Origin of the sequence: Alicyclobacillus suci (assembly GCF_017329615.1) — a bacterium.
Lineage (GTDB): Bacteria > Bacillota > Bacilli > Alicyclobacillales > Alicyclobacillaceae > Alicyclobacillus > Alicyclobacillus suci.
The window spans coordinates 40,175-57,467 of record NZ_JAFMTW010000013.1 but is presented as its reverse complement, the minus strand read 5'-3'; the positions used below and the strand labels follow the sequence as shown (position 1 = coordinate 57,467).

The 17,293-nt window shown below is 54.3% G+C and carries 14 protein-coding genes; 12 read left to right on the top strand and 2 right to left on the bottom strand.

Features of this window, described 5'->3' with window-relative positions:
- Positions 1 to 63 precede the first annotated feature (63 nt).
- The 10 genes from fni (at position 64) to J3482_RS08855 (ending at position 10,634) form a co-directional block, all read left to right on the top strand.
- Positions 64 to 1,161, top strand: a complete 1,098-nt coding sequence (fni, locus tag J3482_RS08895) for a type 2 isopentenyl-diphosphate Delta-isomerase (protein ID WP_146822889.1) — start codon at positions 64 to 66, stop codon at positions 1,159 to 1,161.
- Positions 1,162 to 1,285: 124 nt separating this feature from the next.
- Positions 1,286 to 2,296, top strand: coding sequence for an adenosyl-hopene transferase HpnH (gene hpnH, locus J3482_RS08890; protein WP_146822890.1), 1,011 nt, complete (start codon positions 1,286 to 1,288; stop codon positions 2,294 to 2,296).
- Positions 2,297 to 2,332: 36 nt separating this feature from the next.
- Positions 2,333 to 2,971: a phosphorylase family protein gene (locus J3482_RS08885; RefSeq protein WP_206916844.1), complete on the top strand. Its 639-nt coding sequence runs from the start codon at positions 2,333 to 2,335 to the stop codon at positions 2,969 to 2,971.
- A complete protein-coding gene (gene hpnA, locus J3482_RS08880; protein WP_146822894.1) occupies positions 2,956 to 3,996 on the top strand; it encodes a hopanoid-associated sugar epimerase in 1,041 nt (346 codons plus the stop codon). The genes J3482_RS08885 and hpnA overlap by 16 nt, the downstream gene beginning before the upstream one ends.
- A 2-nt stretch (positions 3,997 to 3,998) precedes the next feature.
- Positions 3,999 to 5,900, top strand: coding sequence for a squalene--hopene cyclase (shc, locus tag J3482_RS08875; RefSeq protein WP_206922288.1), 1,902 nt, complete (start codon positions 3,999 to 4,001; stop codon positions 5,898 to 5,900).
- A gap of 8 nt (positions 5,901 to 5,908) precedes the next feature.
- Complete coding sequence (gene hpnC / locus J3482_RS08870; RefSeq protein WP_146822898.1) at positions 5,909 to 6,760, top strand: squalene synthase HpnC; 852 nt, start codon at positions 5,909 to 5,911, stop codon at positions 6,758 to 6,760.
- Between the two features lie 22 nt (positions 6,761 to 6,782).
- Positions 6,783 to 7,643 carry a presqualene diphosphate synthase HpnD gene (gene hpnD / locus J3482_RS08865; RefSeq protein ID WP_146822900.1) on the top strand — a complete coding sequence of 287 codons (861 nt, stop codon included), beginning with the start codon at positions 6,783 to 6,785 and terminating at the stop codon, positions 7,641 to 7,643.
- Positions 7,619 to 9,010 carry a hydroxysqualene dehydroxylase HpnE gene (gene hpnE / locus J3482_RS08860; RefSeq protein WP_223204134.1) on the top strand — a complete coding sequence of 464 codons (1,392 nt, stop codon included), beginning with the start codon at positions 7,619 to 7,621 and terminating at the stop codon, positions 9,008 to 9,010. Before hpnD ends, hpnE begins: the two co-directional genes overlap by 25 nt.
- 197 nt (positions 9,011 to 9,207) lie before the next feature.
- Positions 9,208 to 9,339 (top strand): hypothetical protein, encoded by a 132-nt coding sequence (locus J3482_RS21275; protein ID WP_262927007.1) that lies wholly within the window; start codon positions 9,208 to 9,210, stop codon positions 9,337 to 9,339.
- A gap of 59 nt (positions 9,340 to 9,398) precedes the next feature.
- Complete coding sequence (locus tag J3482_RS08855) at positions 9,399 to 10,634, top strand: sugar efflux transporter (RefSeq protein WP_146822902.1); 1,236 nt, start codon at positions 9,399 to 9,401, stop codon at positions 10,632 to 10,634.
- 106 nt (positions 10,635 to 10,740) lie between these two features.
- Here J3482_RS08855 and J3482_RS08850 read toward each other — a convergent pair whose 3' ends face one another.
- Positions 10,741 to 11,961, bottom strand: coding sequence for a glycosyltransferase family 2 protein (locus J3482_RS08850; protein ID WP_146822904.1), 1,221 nt, complete (start codon positions 11,959 to 11,961; stop codon positions 10,741 to 10,743).
- Between the two features lie 648 nt (positions 11,962 to 12,609).
- Here J3482_RS08850 and J3482_RS08845 point away from each other — a divergent pair.
- Positions 12,610 to 13,872 carry an FAD-dependent oxidoreductase gene (locus J3482_RS08845; RefSeq protein ID WP_206916840.1) on the top strand — a complete coding sequence of 421 codons (1,263 nt, stop codon included), beginning with the start codon at positions 12,610 to 12,612 and terminating at the stop codon, positions 13,870 to 13,872.
- A 41-nt stretch (positions 13,873 to 13,913) separates the two neighbouring features.
- On the opposite strand, the gene pepF is transcribed toward J3482_RS08845, so the two are convergent.
- Positions 13,914 to 15,725 carry an oligoendopeptidase F gene (gene pepF / locus J3482_RS08840; protein WP_206922287.1) on the bottom strand — a complete coding sequence of 604 codons (1,812 nt, stop codon included), beginning with the start codon at positions 15,723 to 15,725 and terminating at the stop codon, positions 13,914 to 13,916.
- A gap of 186 nt (positions 15,726 to 15,911) precedes the next feature.
- On the opposite strand from pepF, the gene ltaE reads away from it, so the two are divergent.
- A complete protein-coding gene (gene ltaE, locus J3482_RS08835) occupies positions 15,912 to 16,955 on the top strand; it encodes a low-specificity L-threonine aldolase (RefSeq protein ID WP_146822910.1) in 1,044 nt (347 codons plus the stop codon).
- Positions 16,956 to 17,293: the final 338 nt, after the last annotated feature.

The window sequence follows — 17,293 nt, the reverse complement described above, 5'->3', positions numbered from 1 at the left end:
CCGCGACATGATGTGGCTCTCTACGGACTCACGGTCCCTGCACTAGAAGGGTTGGTAAATGAAATGGCCAAGACGATGGAACAAGGACGTGAACAGCGTAAGATTGAGCACGTGTCGGCCGTGCGTACGCTCGGAGATAATCAGGCGTCGTCAACCTGGTTTGAAGATGTGACACTGTTGCCAAACTGCGCGCCGGAGCTCGCGTGGGACGAGATTTCACTGCAAACTGAATTGTGTGGGTTCTCGCTGCCGTCACCAGTTATCATCAATGCGATGACGGGTGGCGCCGACGAGGTGTACGAGATTAATCGGCGTCTCGCGGCCATCGCGCGTCGGTTCGGGCTTGCGATGGCCGTCGGATCAGAGACGGCCGCCTTGAAAAATCCAGACGTCGCTTACACCTACAGCGTCGTGCGCGAACAGCATCCAAACGGGGTTTTGCTTGCCAACGTCGGCATGGGCACTGCATCTGATGTGGCACAGGCGGCCGTCGATTTAATTGGCGCGCAGCTTCTACAAGTACATTTTAACGTCGCTCAGGAGCTGTTCATGGCGGAAGGTGATAGGGACTTCCGGGGAGCGTTGTCGCGGTTGGCGGAAGTTGTTGAGGCTGTCGATGTCCCGGTGATTGCTAAAGAGGTCGGTCAGGGCATTGCCGCACAAGAGGCACGGCAATTTGTCGATGTCGGCGTGCGCGCCATCGACGTCGGCGGACGGGGTGGCACCAACTTCATTGCTGTGGAAGCTTGGCGTCGCAATATGCAACTGACACAGCAGTGGATGAATTGGGGGATTTCGACGGCTGCGACGCTGTCCGAGGTCGTGCACGTGGTGCCGTCGGATACGCATGTGATTGCGTCTGGTGGAATTCGCGCGGCTGATGAAATTGTCAAAGCGATGGCACTTGGCGCTAAGGCGGTTGGCATTGCAGGTCCACTTGTGCGCCTACTCGGTGAACCGGATGGGGACGAGGCCGTGATTCGTTACTTGGAAGAGTTGCACTGGGGGATGCGTACCTTATTGGCCTTGACCGGATCGAGAACGTGGGGTGATTTGCGGACACGGCCGGTTGTCGTCGGTGGGCGATTGAAACTGTGGCTGGAGTCTCGTGGACATGAAGCGTTTGTTCAAACACTTCATGGTCGTGGGCGTCAGTTTTGAATCTCTGGTAAAAAAGACTACAATTGATTTGTTTCGGTTGCGGACGACGTGCCGACATTTGTGTTGTTTCTGGCTTCACAAGGATCATCTCATGACAGACGATATTGTGTTGGAGGGGATATTTGTGGCAAGACAACCGCTTGGACTGACAATCGATATGGCGAAGTACATCATGAAACAAAAAGTCAAAGGCAACAAGCGTTTCCCCATGGTTCTCATGTTGGAGCCGACGGAGATGTGCAACCTCACTTGCACTGGCTGCGGGAAAATTCGGCAGGCGCCGGAAGTCCTCAAAATGCGCCTGAGTGCCGAAGAGTGCTTTGCGGCGGTTGACGAATGCGGGGCACCTGCTGTCTCCATTGCTGGCGGCGAACCACTCGTCCACCCAGAAATCGTCGACATCGTCAAAGGGATGCTTGCGCGTAAAAAATTGACGATGTTGTGCACAAACGGGATTTTGTTGCACCGCGTGCTCGACAAGCTTGAGCCCGATCCTCGGTTTACGTTCGTTTTTCACCTCGATGGCAAACGGGAACACCACGATAAAATGGTCGAGCGCAAGGGCGTCTACGATATCGTCATTAAGGGTATCAAGGCCGCGAAAGAACGCGGCTTCCGCGTAGCGACCAACACGACTTTATACAAAGGCGCATCCGCCAAAGATACGGCAGAACTGCTGCAAGAGCTGATGGAAATCGGCGTTGACAACAGCATTCTCTCGCCAGCTTTCACCTATGAAGAGGTGGATCCATCTCATAGCGATATCTTCCTGCATCGCAAGGAAGTCAATGCGCTTGTGCAGGAAATCCTCGACAACGCCAAGGGCAAAGTTCGCTTTTATGATACGCCAATGTATTTTGACTTCTTACTCGGCAAGAAGGATTTGCGTTGCACGCCGTGGGGGAACCCGACACGCAATCCGAAGGGGTGGAAGGGTCCCTGCTATCTCTTGACAGACGGGCATTATGACACGTTTGAAGAGATGATGAATCAGACAAACTGGGAAGAATTCGGTTATGGCGAAAATCCGCGTTGTGCGAGCTGCATGATGCACAGTGGCTATGAAGCATCTGCTGTAGGCGCAATGACTCCGAAGGACACGTGGCGTTTGGTCCGCTGGTTCTTCGCCTCATAATTGACCGTGTCTGATGTTGTTCTCGTGTTGGCCGCCATGCGGTTTGAGGCTAGCGCGTTTGCGTCGTTACAACGAGAGGACGCGGGCCGTTGGCGCGTGGAGGTCACGGGCATCGGGCCGGAGTCTGCTCGTAGGCAATCGGAAATTCTGATTCGGAAATATCGCCCGCGCTTCGTGGTTGGTATCGGTTTGTGTGGCGCGTTGGATGCGACGCTGACGCGCCGGACGGTGGTGATTCCAGCTACTTTGTACCGCGGGGGCGGGGCCGAATCGCTAGTCACGCGTGAACTGCCAGAGTCCGTTGTCAGCGAGATTCAGGCGCGTGTGACGGCGCAGTCTCGACTGCTCGCGCCGTATAGCGCGCCAATCAATTCTGGCGGCGCTATGGTCTCTGTTGAAACCGTCGCTGCGTCGCCGGCGGAGAAACAGGCGTTGGCGACGCGGTATGGCGCCAATTCGGTAGATCAAGAAAGCTACGCTTGGTGCGAGGTCGCGCAGTCGTATGGCGTACCCGCGGCCATTGTGCGGGTGGTGCTGGACGAGGCGCGCGATTTGCTTCCGCAGTGGCGCAACCCGCGTGGGTGGCCGCAAGCTGCTCTGTTACCATATCGGGCGCTTACGGCCAGACGCGTATTGCAAGCGATAGGGAGGGGACTTTCGTGCGTGCGTTGGTGACCGGTGCTACGGGATTTGTCGGCTATCATGTCGCGGTTGCGCTGCGGTCATCCGGGCACTCTGTGCGCGCGCTCGTGCGTTCTCCAGAACAGCACGCGGACAGACTTGGCGCACAGGGCATTGAGGTGGCTGTCGGAGATTTGGCCACAGGACAAGGGCTGGAGGCAGCTGTGGCGGGGTGCGACGCGGTTTTTCACGTGGCCGCGCATTACTCGTTGGACAGGCGCGATACGGCCATTATGCATGCGGTCAACGTAGAGGGGACAAAGCGGGTGCTCGATGCCGTTCGTAAAGCAGGGGGGCCACGCCTTGTGTACACGAGCAGCACGGCGGCGGTTGGATTGCGCGACGACGGAAAACCGGCGGATGAGTCGCGTTTTGTCAATCCGGACAAGGTTCATAGTGTGTACAAAAAGACAAAGGTACTGGCCGAATCATTGGTCTTGGATGCCGCACGTGGCGGCATGGACATTGTGATTGTCAATCCGTCGACACCGGTTGGACCGTGGGATGTCAAACCGACGCCGACAGGTCGGATTGTCTTGGATACGATGCTCGGTAAGATGCCTGGCTATGTCGAGACAGGTTTGAATTTGGTGGCCGTGGAGGACGTCGCGGCAGGCCATTTGCTGGCGTACGAGAAGGGCGCCCGAGGGGAACGGTACATATTGGGCAACCAAAATATGCACTTTGGCGATCTCGTCGCCACCGTGGCCCGACTTTCTGGCAGGAAGCCACCATCTTTGAAAATCCCTTTTTGGTTCGCGTATTTGGTGGCCGGGATTGATGAGTATATGTTATCTCCGTTGTTGGCGAAATCGCCGCGGGCCCCGGTAGCTGGTGTGAAGTTGGCAAAAGTTCCGATGTACTTTACGGCGGAGAAGGCCGTTCGGGAATTGGGACTCCCACAAACGCCTGTTGAAGACGCACTGATGCGGGCCATTGAATGGTTTCGGGCGGAGGGGGTAAAGCCCCAGCAACACACTTTAGCGAGTCGGAAAGAATCGTCGGAAAAGGGTGTGTAAACATGACGAAGCAACTCCTAGATACACCTATGGTACAAGCGACGCTGGAAGCAGGCGTCGCACATCTTTTGCGCCGACAGGCACCCGACGGATACTGGTGGGCGCCGCTATTGTCAAATGTCTGCATGGAAGCGGAATATGTGCTTCTATGTCACTGTTTGGGGAAAAAGAACCCCGAGCGCGAGGCGCAAATCCGCAAGTATATCATTAGTCAGCGCCGCGAAGACGGCACCTGGTCCATTTATCCGGGGGGCCCAAGTGACTTGAATGCCACGGTTGAGGCGTATGTGGCGCTTAAGTACTTGGGTGAGCCAGCATCTGACCCGCAAATGGTACAGGCCAAGGAATTCATTCAAAACGAGGGTGGCATCGAATCGACGCGTGTCTTTACACGCTTGTGGTTGGCCATGGTTGGCCAGTATCCGTGGGATAAGTTGCCGGTTGTTCCTCCTGAAATCATGCATTTACCGAAAAGCGTGCCGTTGAACATCTATGATTTTGCATCTTGGGCGAGAGCCACTATCGTCACGCTGACTATCGTGATGAACCGCCGACCGGTGACGCCGCTGCCGGATTATGCACAGGTTCCGGAATTGTTCGAGGCGAAGCGCCCGCCGAAGCAACGTTCGGCCAAGGGTGGAGATTCGAGCTTTTTTGTCGCATTGGATAAGTTTTTGAAGGCGTACAACAAATGGCCGATTCAACCAGGTCGCAAGAGCGGCGAGCAAAAGGCGCTCGAGTGGATACTCGCGCATCAGGAAGCTGACGGCTGCTGGGGCGGAATTCAACCACCATGGTTTTACGCGTTGTTGGCGCTTAAATGTATGAATATGACCGACCATCCTGCGTTTGTAAAAGGTTTTGAAGGGCTTGAGGCCTATGGCGTACACACGAGTGACGGGGGATGGATGTTCCAGGCGAGTATTTCGCCCATTTGGGATACTGGTCTAACTGTCTTGGCCCTGCGTTCGGCTGGATTGCCACCAGATCATCCAGCGCTGATTAAAGCGGGTGAGTGGCTGGTCAGTAAACAAATTCTGAAAGATGGCGACTGGAAGGTTCGTCGACGCAAGGCGAAACCAGGCGGTTGGGCATTTGAATTCCACTGCGAAAACTACCCAGACGTCGATGATACGGCGATGGTTGTCTTGGCGCTCAATGGCATTCAACTGCCGGATGAAGGGAAGCGCCGTGACGCATTGACCCGTGGTTTTCGTTGGTTGCGCGAGATGCAGAGTTCGAACGGGGGTTGGGGCGCATACGATGTGGACAACACGCGCCAGTTGACCAATCGGATTCCATTCTGCGACTTCGGTGAAGTGATTGATCCGCCATCGGAAGACGTCACTGCGCACGTCTTGGAGTGTTTTGGAAGCTTTGGGTACGACGAGGCATGGAAGGTGGTTCGTAAGGCGGTTGAGTACCTCAAGTCGCAACAGCGCCCAGATGGATCATGGTTTGGCCGCTGGGGCGTCAACTACGTGTATGGTATCGGTGCGGTCGTTCCGGGATTGAAGGCCGTCGGTGTCGATATGCGTGAGCCGTGGGTGCAAAAGTCGCTCGATTGGCTTGTCGAGCATCAAAATGAGGATGGCGGTTGGGGTGAAGATTGCCGTTCTTACGATGATCCTCGCCTCGCAGGTCAGGGTGTGAGTACACCGTCGCAGACCGCGTGGGCATTGATGGCGCTCATCGCGGGCGGCCGCGTCGAGTCAGATGCGGTATTGCGCGGGGTGACTTACCTTCACGACACGCAGCGTGCAGATGGTGGCTGGGACGAAGAGGTGTACACGGGAACCGGTTTTCCGGGGGATTTCTATCTTGCGTATACGATGTATCGTGATATTTTCCCTGTGTGGGCGTTGGGCCGCTATCAGGAAGCGATGCAGCGAATCCGGGGGTAAATCGGATCATGTCCACGATACCAGTTGCGTTGCAGGCGGACTTTGCGGCGTGCCAGGCGTTAGCATCTACGCATTATGAAAATTTTTCTGTGCTATCGATGTTTATTCCACGTGCGCTTCGTCCGCATTTCGCGGCAATTTACGCGTATTGTCGCGGTGTCGATGACATCGGTGACGAGTTTGCAGGCGACCGGTTAAAGGCGCTGGACGAGTGGGCGCACCAACTGACATTGTGTTACACGGGTACGCCAGAGATACCGGAGTTTCGGGCCTTGCAACATACCATTCGCCAATTTGACTTGCCGCGGCAGCCGTTTGACGATTTAATTGAAGCAAACCGGCGTGATCAACACCAGTCGACCTACGACACTTGGGAGGATTTGCTGGATTATTGTCGTTATTCTGCGAATCCAGTCGGACGCATGGTCTTAGGGTTGTTTGGGTATCAAGACGAGTACCGCCAAACGCTTTCCGACTGCACTTGTACTGCATTGCAAATTGCCAATCATCTGCAGGATATCAGCCGCGATGTGGTACGTGGGCGCTTCTACGTTCCGATTGAGGATTTGGAGCGCTTTGGTTCGTCGCTTGCAGAATATCGTACAGGGGTGATTACGGAGGCGATTCGTGCCTGTATCCGCCACGAAGTCGAGCGGACGTGGGAACTGTTTCGGCGGGGGGCCGAGTTGGAACCGACCGTACCGAAACGGCTGCGCATGCAGTTGCGGCTGTACCGTTATGGCGGAGAGGCAGTGTTGCGCGCGCTTGAGCAGCAAAATTATGATTCGCTGTCGCACCGACCGGTTGTGTCGACAGGGAAGAAGGTACGTATCGCTTGCAAGACACTTTTTAAGCCGTAGCCAGTCAAGGAGATGAGGGCACATGAATTTGACGCAGGCGTATAAATACTGCGCGAAGTCCACACGCCAGGCTGGAAGTTCGTTTTACTATGGGATGCGTCTCTTGCCTCCGGCAAAGCGTATGGCTATGTACGCCATCTACGCCTGGAGTCGGATTTGCGATGATGCCGTAGACGACTTTCACGGACAAACGGCAGAAGAACACCTGCAACGGGCTGAACGGATTTACTTGGATGCATACGAAGAGGGGTATGCGTCGCATCCAAATCCTGTGGTTCAGGCGCTGGGGGATTCCGTTCGGCGCTTTCACATACCGAAAGAGCCATTTGCCGGACTCCTTGACGGTATGAGAATTGACATGGAAGCGGTGCGCTTTAAGACGTTTGCTGAATTGGAGCGGTACTGCGAGTATGTGGCGGGGACCATCGGGCAAATGTGTGTTCATATTTTTGGCTATCGCGATCCCGCTGCTTTCCAATGGGCCCGCGATATGGGCATCGCCTTGCAGTTGACCAACATCCTGCGCGATTTAAAGGAGGACGCCAAGCGGGGGCGGGTGTATTTGCCGCTCGAAGAGATGGGCCGCGTCGGCTACTCTGTGGAGGATTTGGTGACGTCGCGAACGACACCCGCTTTTTATGCGTTGATGAATGAGCAAACACGGCGTGCGAAAGCTTATTACGAGCGTGCACGTAATTTGTTCCCACTCGTGGAATCGGATAGTTTACGTTGTTTACGCGTCCTTTATCTGATGTATTATGAAATTCTTAATAAGATCCAGTCCACGGGGTTCAACGTGTTTGGAGAACGGATTCATGTGTCGGGATCGAAAAAGCTGCAATTGGTATGGGGTGCTCTATGGAAAGCGTCCGCAACCGTATGACATCCTCGCGCATACTTATTATTGGTGCAGGCTGGGCGGGTATCTCCGCGGCACACTCGCTGATGTTGGCGGGTGTGCCTGGAGAGCAGATTGTGATGTTGGAACGCGCTCCGCGCGCAGGTGGCCGAGCGTTTTCGTTTACGGATAAGGAACAAGGACTGGATTTGGACAACGGACAGCACGTGTTGCTTGGATGCTGTGACCAGTTTGTTCAATTGCTTGGCGACATGAATATCGCCAACGCCTATCGTTTTCAACAGTGCTTGAATATCCCAGTGTATTGTGAAGGGGCTTGGGGGCAGTTGTTTAGCAAACGGCTTGCAGGCGCACTGCACTTGTTGCCGGGACTGTTGTCTTATGCCCATCTTGGTATGTTGGAACGAGTGCGTGCACTACGGGCGGCTCCAGGTTTTCTTCATCCCGACGTGGAAGCGCTCGACGCGATGAGTTTTGGGGACTGGCTGCGGAAAAATGGTCAAACGGAACGCACGATTCGACGCCTTTGGGATTTGGTCGGTACAGCTGTACTCAACGGTCACGTCGACCAAATAAGTGCCGGACTCGCCGCCGAGTCTTTTCGAATGGGCGTTGTTGCCGGTTGGCAGCAGGCGAGGCTCGGTTTGTTCACGCGTCCACTAGGCGACCTTGCGGACGACGCGGTGTCCCATTTACAACGACAAGGGGTTACGGTTCGCTTCCATACAGCCGTAGATTCTTTGTTGTTTGAGGGAAATCGGGTGAAGGGTGCACGTCTGCGCGACGGCCAGAACTGGGTGGCGGATGCCGTGATTTCTGCAGTCCCGCACGATGCGTTATGGCGGATGTTGCCGGATGTATGGCAGCGGCACGCGGACTTTCAGGGACTGCAACAACTCGCTTGGAGCCCGATTCTGAACGCTTTTATCCTGTATGACCGCCGGGTCACGCAACACGATGTTTTTGCCTCCACGCAATTGGGGGGCATGTTTGTTTTCAATCGGGCGGCTTTGGTTGGTGAGGACCGTCTCGATGGTCGGTGGCTCTCGATTTCCATCTCTGCGGCGGACAGGTATCGCGCATTGTCGCACGAAGAGATTGGCGACATGGTAGCAAAGGCAATTGCGGAGGCTTTGCCTGAGGCGCGTGCTGCGAATGTGGAACATTGCAAAGTCGTTTGGCAGCCGCGCGCCACATTTTTGGCGAGTCCAGGCACGGCAGGAAAGCGGCTGAATCCCATCAGCGCTGTGTCGGGTTTGCTCATCGCTGGTGATTGGACAAACACTGGCTGGCCCGCATCGCTCGAAGGGGCGGTTCGGAGTGGTCAGGCGGCGGTCGAGGCGTGGTTGCGCGGAGGTCGCAAGCAGCCTGATTTGCCAATGACGAGTTAAGGCTACGGGAGTTTGTAGGCCTTCGGACGGAATGCGGAATATATATCACCCCTTGGATACATGCACAGAATGCGTCCAAGGGGTGATTTTTCATTTAGACATTTTTTTGTATAGACAATTGAATCTTCGCGAATTTTCCTCTACGCTCATATGCGAATAGATTTGCAGACTGTCTATGGAGTTCCTGAGGTGAGTGCGTGAAATTGAGTCGTGGCAAAAAACGCTTTTTGTGGATTGCGGTAACAATTGTCGCATTATTTATCATGGTCACCATTCTCACCATCATCCTGACCGGTTTTGTTGCTGGATTACAGCAGGCGGGTTCGTGAGAGGGATATCGGATTGCATGAAACTATAGGAACCTTCAAGACAGGTAGGGGGCCCTTGAGTGCGCATTGCTTCGTCTGCTTCGACTGATTCGACCCGTAGGTCGCGCTTCCTGCCGGGGTATGTGGTATTAACGATTGGAATCACACTGATTGGGATAGGGCTGTCTATCACGCGTCCCTACTTGTCGCTGTTCGGAACCGATGTTATTCACATGTCTCCCGCAGGCCTAGGTATCTTCATGTGCATGAATGCACTTGGAGGAATTGTGGCCAGTACCTGGTTGGGGCGGATGTCAGATACGCGTACGCCGAAAAAGGATGTCATGTTGTTTTCCTCTGTGATGGCAGGGCTTGGTTATGCAAGTTTTCTTGTTTTTCACGATTATCTCGTGTTATTGGCCGTTTCCACGGTTTTGCTAGGGTTAGGATCCGCCACCTTCCCGCAGATGTTCGCGTATGCGCGCGAGAGTACGCTGTTGTCGCCCAATGTTGATGCCACCTTCGCCATCACGACGCTTCGCTCGTTTTTCTCCTTGGCGTGGGTCATCGGCCCGATGGCTGGTGTACTTTTATTGAACGCGTTGGGCTATAACGGGTTGTTTACCATGACCAGTGCTATTTTCGCCGCTGTCTTCGTGATTGTTCTGTTTTTCCTCAAGCGTAGATCCGTCGTCGTACCGAATGGCGCTCGACCAGCGGGGGTTTTCACGTATTTAAAGCAAGTGGACGTATTGATGTCCTGTGTGTCGTTTGTGGCGGTGTACACGGCGTCCAGCATCAACGGTTCTTATATGTCTTTGTTTATTACGCAAACGCTCCACGCGCCTGAACACGACGTGGGGTGGGTCTTTAGTTTGAGCGCAGGATTGGAGATTCCTATCATGTTGGGGCTTGGGACCATTGCCAATCGGGTCGGTAAACGGATGTTGTTATTGTTCGGTTCCATCTGCGGCACAGGCTACTATGTCGGCGCGGCATTCGCGCATACTGTGTGGCAAATGCTCGCGTTGCAATTGGTCTGCGCAGTGTTTATTTCCATTAGTGTCAGCATCGGAATGAGTTATATGCAGGATTTTATGCCGGACGCGCCGGGATCGGCTACTACGTTGTATAGCAACACGAATAATATCGGTTCCATGGCCGGCAGTCTGATTGGCGGTGCTATCGCCCAGGCGTTTGGGTTTCGCGCGCTTTACGTATTTTGTGCGGCGCTCGGTGCGATATCGTATTTTTTGCTGTTGCGTCGCAGAACTGAACAATCAAGGGAAGTTGTCGAGCATGTCAAGCGTGGATAGTGCTTAGGAGACGAGGTTGTTCGTTCCGGTCCTCATCCACACGTTTCCCGTTGTCTTCCTGAGTTGACGCCGGGTCGTGGGATGGGAACCGGATGAACTTACTCGTTCATCGCGTATGGGGTGATGCGTTGATTTTTAACTCGTCGAACGCATAAAACGTATCTCGCCAGATGAGACCACCGCGCCGATGCGCTAATACGCCGGCTCGGACAAATCCGTAAATGAATAGCAGCATCGCGATGGGAAGCAGTGCGATTTGGTACTTTGGAAACTTCAAATAGGCGACGTGTACGGTGTACAGAGACAGCATCAACACACAGGCGATACCATACAACCAACGATAGGGTCCCGGTCCAACGACCAAGCCGAGTATCGGGCCGCCGTACAATATGAGCAAAGGAATCATGCTTAGGATAAGCGCGGTTGGTGAGAATCGAAATGCCGCCAACGGCGCTTTTTCCAGTCCGTGTAACATGTCTTTCGTCGTGTCGTACCACTCAATCTCGACAAACGATTCAGCGATACCAAATTGCTGACGATATCCGTGTTTTTTAATGAGCTTTCCAAGATAAATATCGTCGTCCGGTCGTAACATGATGGCGCGGTGCGTGCCAATGGCATCGTAGACGTTGCGGCGAACCAAATTGAATGCACCAATGCCCGCGTGTGCACGCGTGCGCTTGCGATAAGCGGAATGCGGGCGCTTAAACAACAAATAGTTAAACGTGAAAAAAGCAGTCAGAAGTTGTAATGAGGTCGTGCGTGCAATCATTTTTGGTGCAATCGTCAAGTGATCGATTTGGTGTTCGACCGCGTATGCCATCGCGCGATGAATGGCATCTGGATAAAAATAGACATCTGCATCCGCGAACAAGATGTACTCTCCGTTGGCAACCTTTGCCCCTTGATAGAGCGCATGGTTTTTCCCCAGCCAACCAGATGGCAAATAGGTGATGTGGACTGGGCGTATTCGACTGTCCTGGTTTGCTCTGGCATCAATGACGTGACCAGTTGCATCTTCAGATCTGTCATTGACCACCACAATTTCAATGTCGCCGTCATACGCTTGGCTTGTCAGCGAATCCAGCGTTCGGCCAATCCGAGCCGCCTCATTCTTTGCGGCAATGACCACGGAAACCTTCGGCATTCGTCGTTCGTGTTCATTTGGCGCGCTCGCCTCTCTCGCGTGTCGACAGTCGGTATGAAAAAGGCTTGATTCCTGTGACGTAAGATGAGGGATTCGCAAAAGATCTGGCAGATTTCGAAAGAACACGACAAGCCAAGCAACGAGCAGAACTTCTGGTAATACTCCAGACCAAATGCTCATGCAACAGCTCGCTCCTTCATCCAACTGACTGAGATGTATTCTCTTATTTATGGTAATCAACCCAAGCAAGCAGCACAAGCGAAGGCGAAGAAGGCTGGATGTGTATACATCCAATGTTGGAATATATCACCCCACAGACATCCAATCAACATATTTAGACTACGATAAGGCGCCTCCCGCTGTGCAGCTTTGGGCAAAGATTCGTCGCGGTAGCGCTCAGTTACCTTTGCGCAGGTCAGTCCATTCATATTCATCCCGAATCTGTAAATACCCATTGATTGTATGCAGCATTTCGTGTATCAGAGCCATCAGTCCGAAGAATGATGGCCTTCGGTTTATTTTGACCTTCCCAATGCGCCGTTAATCCACCAATGATTTCATTGGAACTTGTGACGAGCGCTTGCCCTAGAACGCTGATTTATTTGTACGCTGTACTTCAGTAAAATGGGACTCACTTGCGGCTACAAAGTGGCTAGATCCCCTTGGTCAACCCTGACATAATTATCTCAAAAGCTGAAGGCGCATGGCGGCGAGTCAAGCGTAAAATTTCTGCAATTGCTGATCCATTGGTAAAATAGTAAAGTTGATTGCTAACTGAGAGATGGATGAACGCGATTTGGGTGTGACAAATATATGTGGAGGCTGTGTATGTTTAAGCAGCGAAAACTTGAGTTTGACGTCGTCGTGGTCGGCGGCGGTTCAGCGGGCGTGGCTGCGGCAGTAGGGGCGGCAAATGTCGGGGCCAAGACGCTCATTGTCGAACGGAATCCTTACTTCGGTGGAGCCGGGACACACAGTTCAGTTTTCTCCTATTGTGGTTTTTTTGCACAAGCGGAACCCTTGCAACAGGTGGTTGGCGGCGTGGGTGCGCAGTTTCTGGAAGAACTCTCGGCGATTGGTCCTGAGATTGAGCCGAGGCGCAACCCGGCGTCCGGGAACGTCATCGTCATCGCAGATGGCGAAAAGAGCAAATACGCGCTTGACCGCCTGCTGTTGCGCGCGGGTGTCGTGCCGCGTTTGCATTGCCAAGTCATCGGCGCGCAAGTGCAGGAGAATCGCGTCGTCGAAATCGAGTGTGTCGATCACGCCGGCCGCCTAACGGTAAGCGCCGACGCCTTTGTCGATGCCAGCGGCGAGGCCGATTTGACGACGCTGGCAGGTGGAGCGGTTCGCTTTGGCGATGACGAGGGGCAGGTGCAAGCTGGAACGTTGGTGATGCGCATCGGCGGTGTTGCACGCGATGTGCCCATTGTCCGGGAGCTCTTTACAGAGGCGATTCAACTGGGCAAACAAGCAGGGATTGATACCTTGTCCAAAGAAAAAGGGATGGTCTTGCGTTTGGCGTCGGGAGACATTTTGGCGCTGTTTGTCGACGAGTCGGTCAACGGGCTCGATGCGGCAAGCCTGACGGCTGCGGAAATGTCTGCGCGTCAGCAGGCATGGTCGTATCTCGATGTCTTTCGTCGCCACGTTCCCGGGTTTGAATCCGCGTATTTGATCCAAACGGGGCCTGCATTAGGCATTCGCGAGACTCGCCACGTCCGTGGACAGTATACGCTCGCGGGAGAGGACGTGCTAAGCGGCGTCCGGCATCTCGATGCTGTGGCGAGAGGTGGTTGGCCAGTGGAGATTCATCAACCAGGGGCACCAGCGGTGTATCAGCAAATTCGGGACAAATCGTATTACGATATCCCCCTTCGGTCACTCGCGGTCGACGGATTTTCCAACCTTTGGTGCGCTGGTCGCATCATCTCCTGTGACGCTATCGCGTTCGCATCCGCGCGCGTGATGGGCACGGCCTTTGCAACAGGTCACGCTGCTGGCGTTGCAGCCGCGCAATCCACCCGGTTCACGCACCCCGATGCAGACCTCGTTCGCGCCGAGTTGTTGCGTCAAGGTGCGCTGGTTTAAGGATTGTACTTCGTTCATTCGTTATGGCCGGGTGTGTTGTGTTACACTTCGTCGGCGAAGCTCGCTTCGAGTTCGTCGACAAGTTGTCCTACATAGGCCACCGCTTCCGAGATAGGCGCTGGCGTCGATAGGTCGACACCGGCCATCCGCATCAGTTCCAGTGGGGATTTTGTACCGCCCGCTTTCAGAACTTCTACCCATCGTGCCGCCGCGCTTGGACCTTCTTCACGAATCCGTTTGGCCACGGCAGTTGCGGCGGTGAGGCCAGCGGAGTACGTGTAGGGATACAATCCCATATAGTAGTGTGGTTGACGCATCCAGGTGAGCCCTGCGCCTTCGTCGATGTCGACGGCATCTCCCCAGAACTGCTTTAACACCTCTGTTTTTTGTTCCGTCAGAATGCTTGCATGAATGGATTGCCCGGCGTCGGCCAGACGGTACACGCGGCGTTGCAGTTCCCCTTCGAGCAAATGTGTTACAAAGTTGTGGTAGTACGTGCCAAGCAGCTGACTGATGACCCAGCGACGCATGCGCGGGTCGGTCGAACGTTCAAGGATGTACTGAGCCAATAGCATCTCGTTCATCGTCGATGGCGCTTCGATGAAATAAGTGGATGGACGCGTGTTAAAGAGGCGCTGGTATTGATTGGCGAGTGCGAAGTGCCCTGCATGACCGAGCTCATGGGCCAATACGAACGCGCTGCGCATGGTATCGCCCCACGTGATGAGAATATACGGATGCACGCCGTACGGGCTCGAACAGAAGGCGCCTGTCGCCTTACCGATGTTATCTGGGTAATCGACCCATCTGTTGGCGAGCCCCGTGCGGATATTTTCTACGTATTCTGGACCCATTACGGCAAGTGCATCGAGTATCATCTGTGACGCTTCTTCAATGGAGGTGCGTGGATTAAATGTGGGGTCAAGCGGGATTCTCAAATCGCAAAATCGCATTTCGTCCAATCCGAACAACCGTTTGCGCAAGTTGGCCAGGCGTCGCATGTGCGGGGCCAATTCCGTTTGAATGACATCCAGTTGGTTGTTGTACATGTCTAGAGTCACTTCTTGCGGCTGCAAAAGCATTTCAGTGGTGGTGGAGAAGCCGCGAAGGCGCGCCAGCGCGACCTGTCGGTTAACTTCGGTGGCATAGGCTGCAGCGAACGTGTTTTTGTACGACTTGAGGGTTTCGACGAATGACTTGTACGCGTTGCGGCGCAATACGGTGTCGGGGGTGAATTCGTACACGTCCTCGAACAGGGCAAATGAGACGGGGTGTTCCTGGCCAGTCGCGTCCTTCGCGGGCGCAAATTGCATATCGGACAATTTGCTTCGCTGGTAAACCAGGTAGGGGCCGTCGAATACCTGTCCGAGCGCGGCGAGCGTGGACTCTGTCTCTGGCGACAATCGGTAGGGCTTGAAGTCCAAAATTTTTTGGAGGGTCCGCTCGTATACGCCAAGCCCTGATTCTTCTTGGAGCCACGCCTTGAGGGTGGATTCATTGAGTGCGGCGACTTCCGCTTCGATGAACGAAAGTGCGGCATGAACTTCCGCCATCGCGGCGGAGGCTTTACCCGCCAGCGCTTGATTGACCGGATTCGTCCCATCCTCCGACTGGCGTAGTGACGCAAACGTTACGACCCGCACCATTCGTTCGTTGATTTGTTCGCCTGCTTCCAGGCATTCGAGAAGCACTTTTGCAGATTCGCCGAGGCGACCTCGATACGTTAAAACGCTATGTAAACTGTCGAGGATGGCTTGAACTTCCCGAGACCACGCCTCGTCAGAGGGGAACAAATCCGCAAGGTTCCATGTGCGTTGCGTGGGGACTTCATTTCTCGTTAACCGATCCGGCATAGCACAGCCTCCTGTTGAATATTTCGAAATGTCCTTCATTGACTATAATACCATGATCCGTCACTTAGCGGGGGCTGATTTGTGTAAATTTGGCTATCTTTGCCGCCATCCTTGAAGCGCGTTCCAGTGAGTCTCTATAATGAATACATCAGGTTTTCCTAACTTCACTTGAATGGAGATAGATACGTGCCAAAGAGGATTGATCTACGCAGCGATACGGTCACCCAACCCACGGAAGAAATGCGTCGCGCGATGGCGGTTGCACCGGTTGGCGACGATGTGTACCGGGAGGATCCGACGATTCGCCAACTGGAGGAACTGGCGGCAGAGCGCACAGGCAAAGAGGCGGCGTTGTTTGTCACTAGCGGCACCCAAGGGAATCTCGTCGCCATTGCCACACACGTGAAGACTGGCGAAGAGGTTATTGCCGAAGCGGAATCGCACATTTTCTATTACGAAGCCGCCGGCATCGCGGCGGTGGCCGGGGCACAAATTCGCCAGGTCACGGGCGTGCGCGGCGTGCTTCAACCGCGCGATGTACAGAGAGCCATCCGTCCCTTGGACATTCATCAACCGCGTACCGCACTGATTTCTCTGGAAAACACACACAACCGCGCAGGGGGCACCGTCACACCTGTTTCGGTACTGCAGGAGATTCGTTCGGTCGCTCATGCAGCCGGTGTTCCGGTTCATATGGACGGCGCGCGGCTATTCAACGCTGCTATCGCTTCGGGCTGTAGTGCGAAAGACATTGCGGATTGCGTTGACACGATTCAATTTTGCCTCTCAAAGGGACTTGGTGCACCTGTCGGATCTGTCCTTGCCGGTCCGAAGTCTTTTATTGAAGCTGCTTTGCAGTGGCGCAAGCGCCTCGGTGGCGGCCTGCGCCAAGCTGGCATTCTCGGTGCAGCCGGCATTGTCGCCTTGACGAAGATGGTCGACCGGTTGGCCGAAGATCACGACAACGCACGCATTCTGGCTGAACGCCTGGCGAACATGCCGGGGGTCATGGTTGATCTTGCGACCGTCCAAACGAACATCGTACTGGCTGACATCGCAGAGACAGGCATGCCGATGGACACATTCCTCACACGACTACGTGAGGCAGGGGTGCTATCGACCGCTTTTGGTCCGACGACTGTCCGCTTCGTCACACATAAGGATGTGACGCGGGAAGATGTGTTGCGGGCCGTGGACATGGTAGCTGAGGTGCTTGCGCACAAGCACTGACAGAACCACAGGTATTCTGTAGCGAGGAATGGAGACCTTTGCAGGTGGCGCTATCTTGGTTGCACGCTGAAAGGGTGATGAGCCTTCGCGTCGTGAATGGGGATTAGCGCCTACCAGCGCCAAGGTGTTCCAAATCTATCCTTCCTTAGCAGACGCACCGCGGCATTTCCAAGAATTCCAGTCTGGTCATCAACGGTACATATCCTCTACAGTCAAAATCATTGAAACAAAAGTTGTGTGGGCGTCGTCTCCTATATGAAGCTACGAAATGAGTTGAAATCGTAGGTTTATACGCCGAAATTTTGTCGAATGATGTCGCGGTTTGTAGGCGCACAAAC

Excerpts from the sequence above, each read along its gene's own strand:
- hpnC (WP_146822898.1), top strand. The coding sequence starts at position 5,909 with ATGTCCACGATACCAGTTGCGTTGCAGGCGGACTTTGCGGCGTGCCAG.
- J3482_RS08850 (WP_146822904.1), bottom strand. The coding sequence starts at position 11,961 with ATGAGCATTTGGTCTGGAGTATTACCAGAAGTTCTGCTCGTTGCTTGG.
- J3482_RS08845 (WP_206916840.1), top strand. The coding sequence starts at position 12,610 with ATGTTTAAGCAGCGAAAACTTGAGTTTGACGTCGTCGTGGTCGGCGGC.
- hpnE (WP_223204134.1), top strand. The coding sequence starts at position 7,619 with ATGGAAAGCGTCCGCAACCGTATGACATCCTCGCGCATACTTATTATT.
- hpnD (WP_146822900.1), top strand. The coding sequence starts at position 6,783 with ATGAATTTGACGCAGGCGTATAAATACTGCGCGAAGTCCACACGCCAG.
- pepF (WP_206922287.1), bottom strand. The coding sequence starts at position 15,725 with ATGCCGGATCGGTTAACGAGAAATGAAGTCCCCACGCAACGCACATGG.
- J3482_RS08885 (WP_206916844.1), top strand. The coding sequence starts at position 2,333 with ATGCGGTTTGAGGCTAGCGCGTTTGCGTCGTTACAACGAGAGGACGCG.
- shc (WP_206922288.1), top strand. The coding sequence starts at position 3,999 with ATGACGAAGCAACTCCTAGATACACCTATGGTACAAGCGACGCTGGAA.
- fni (WP_146822889.1), top strand. The coding sequence starts at position 64 with ATGGCCAAGACGATGGAACAAGGACGTGAACAGCGTAAGATTGAGCAC.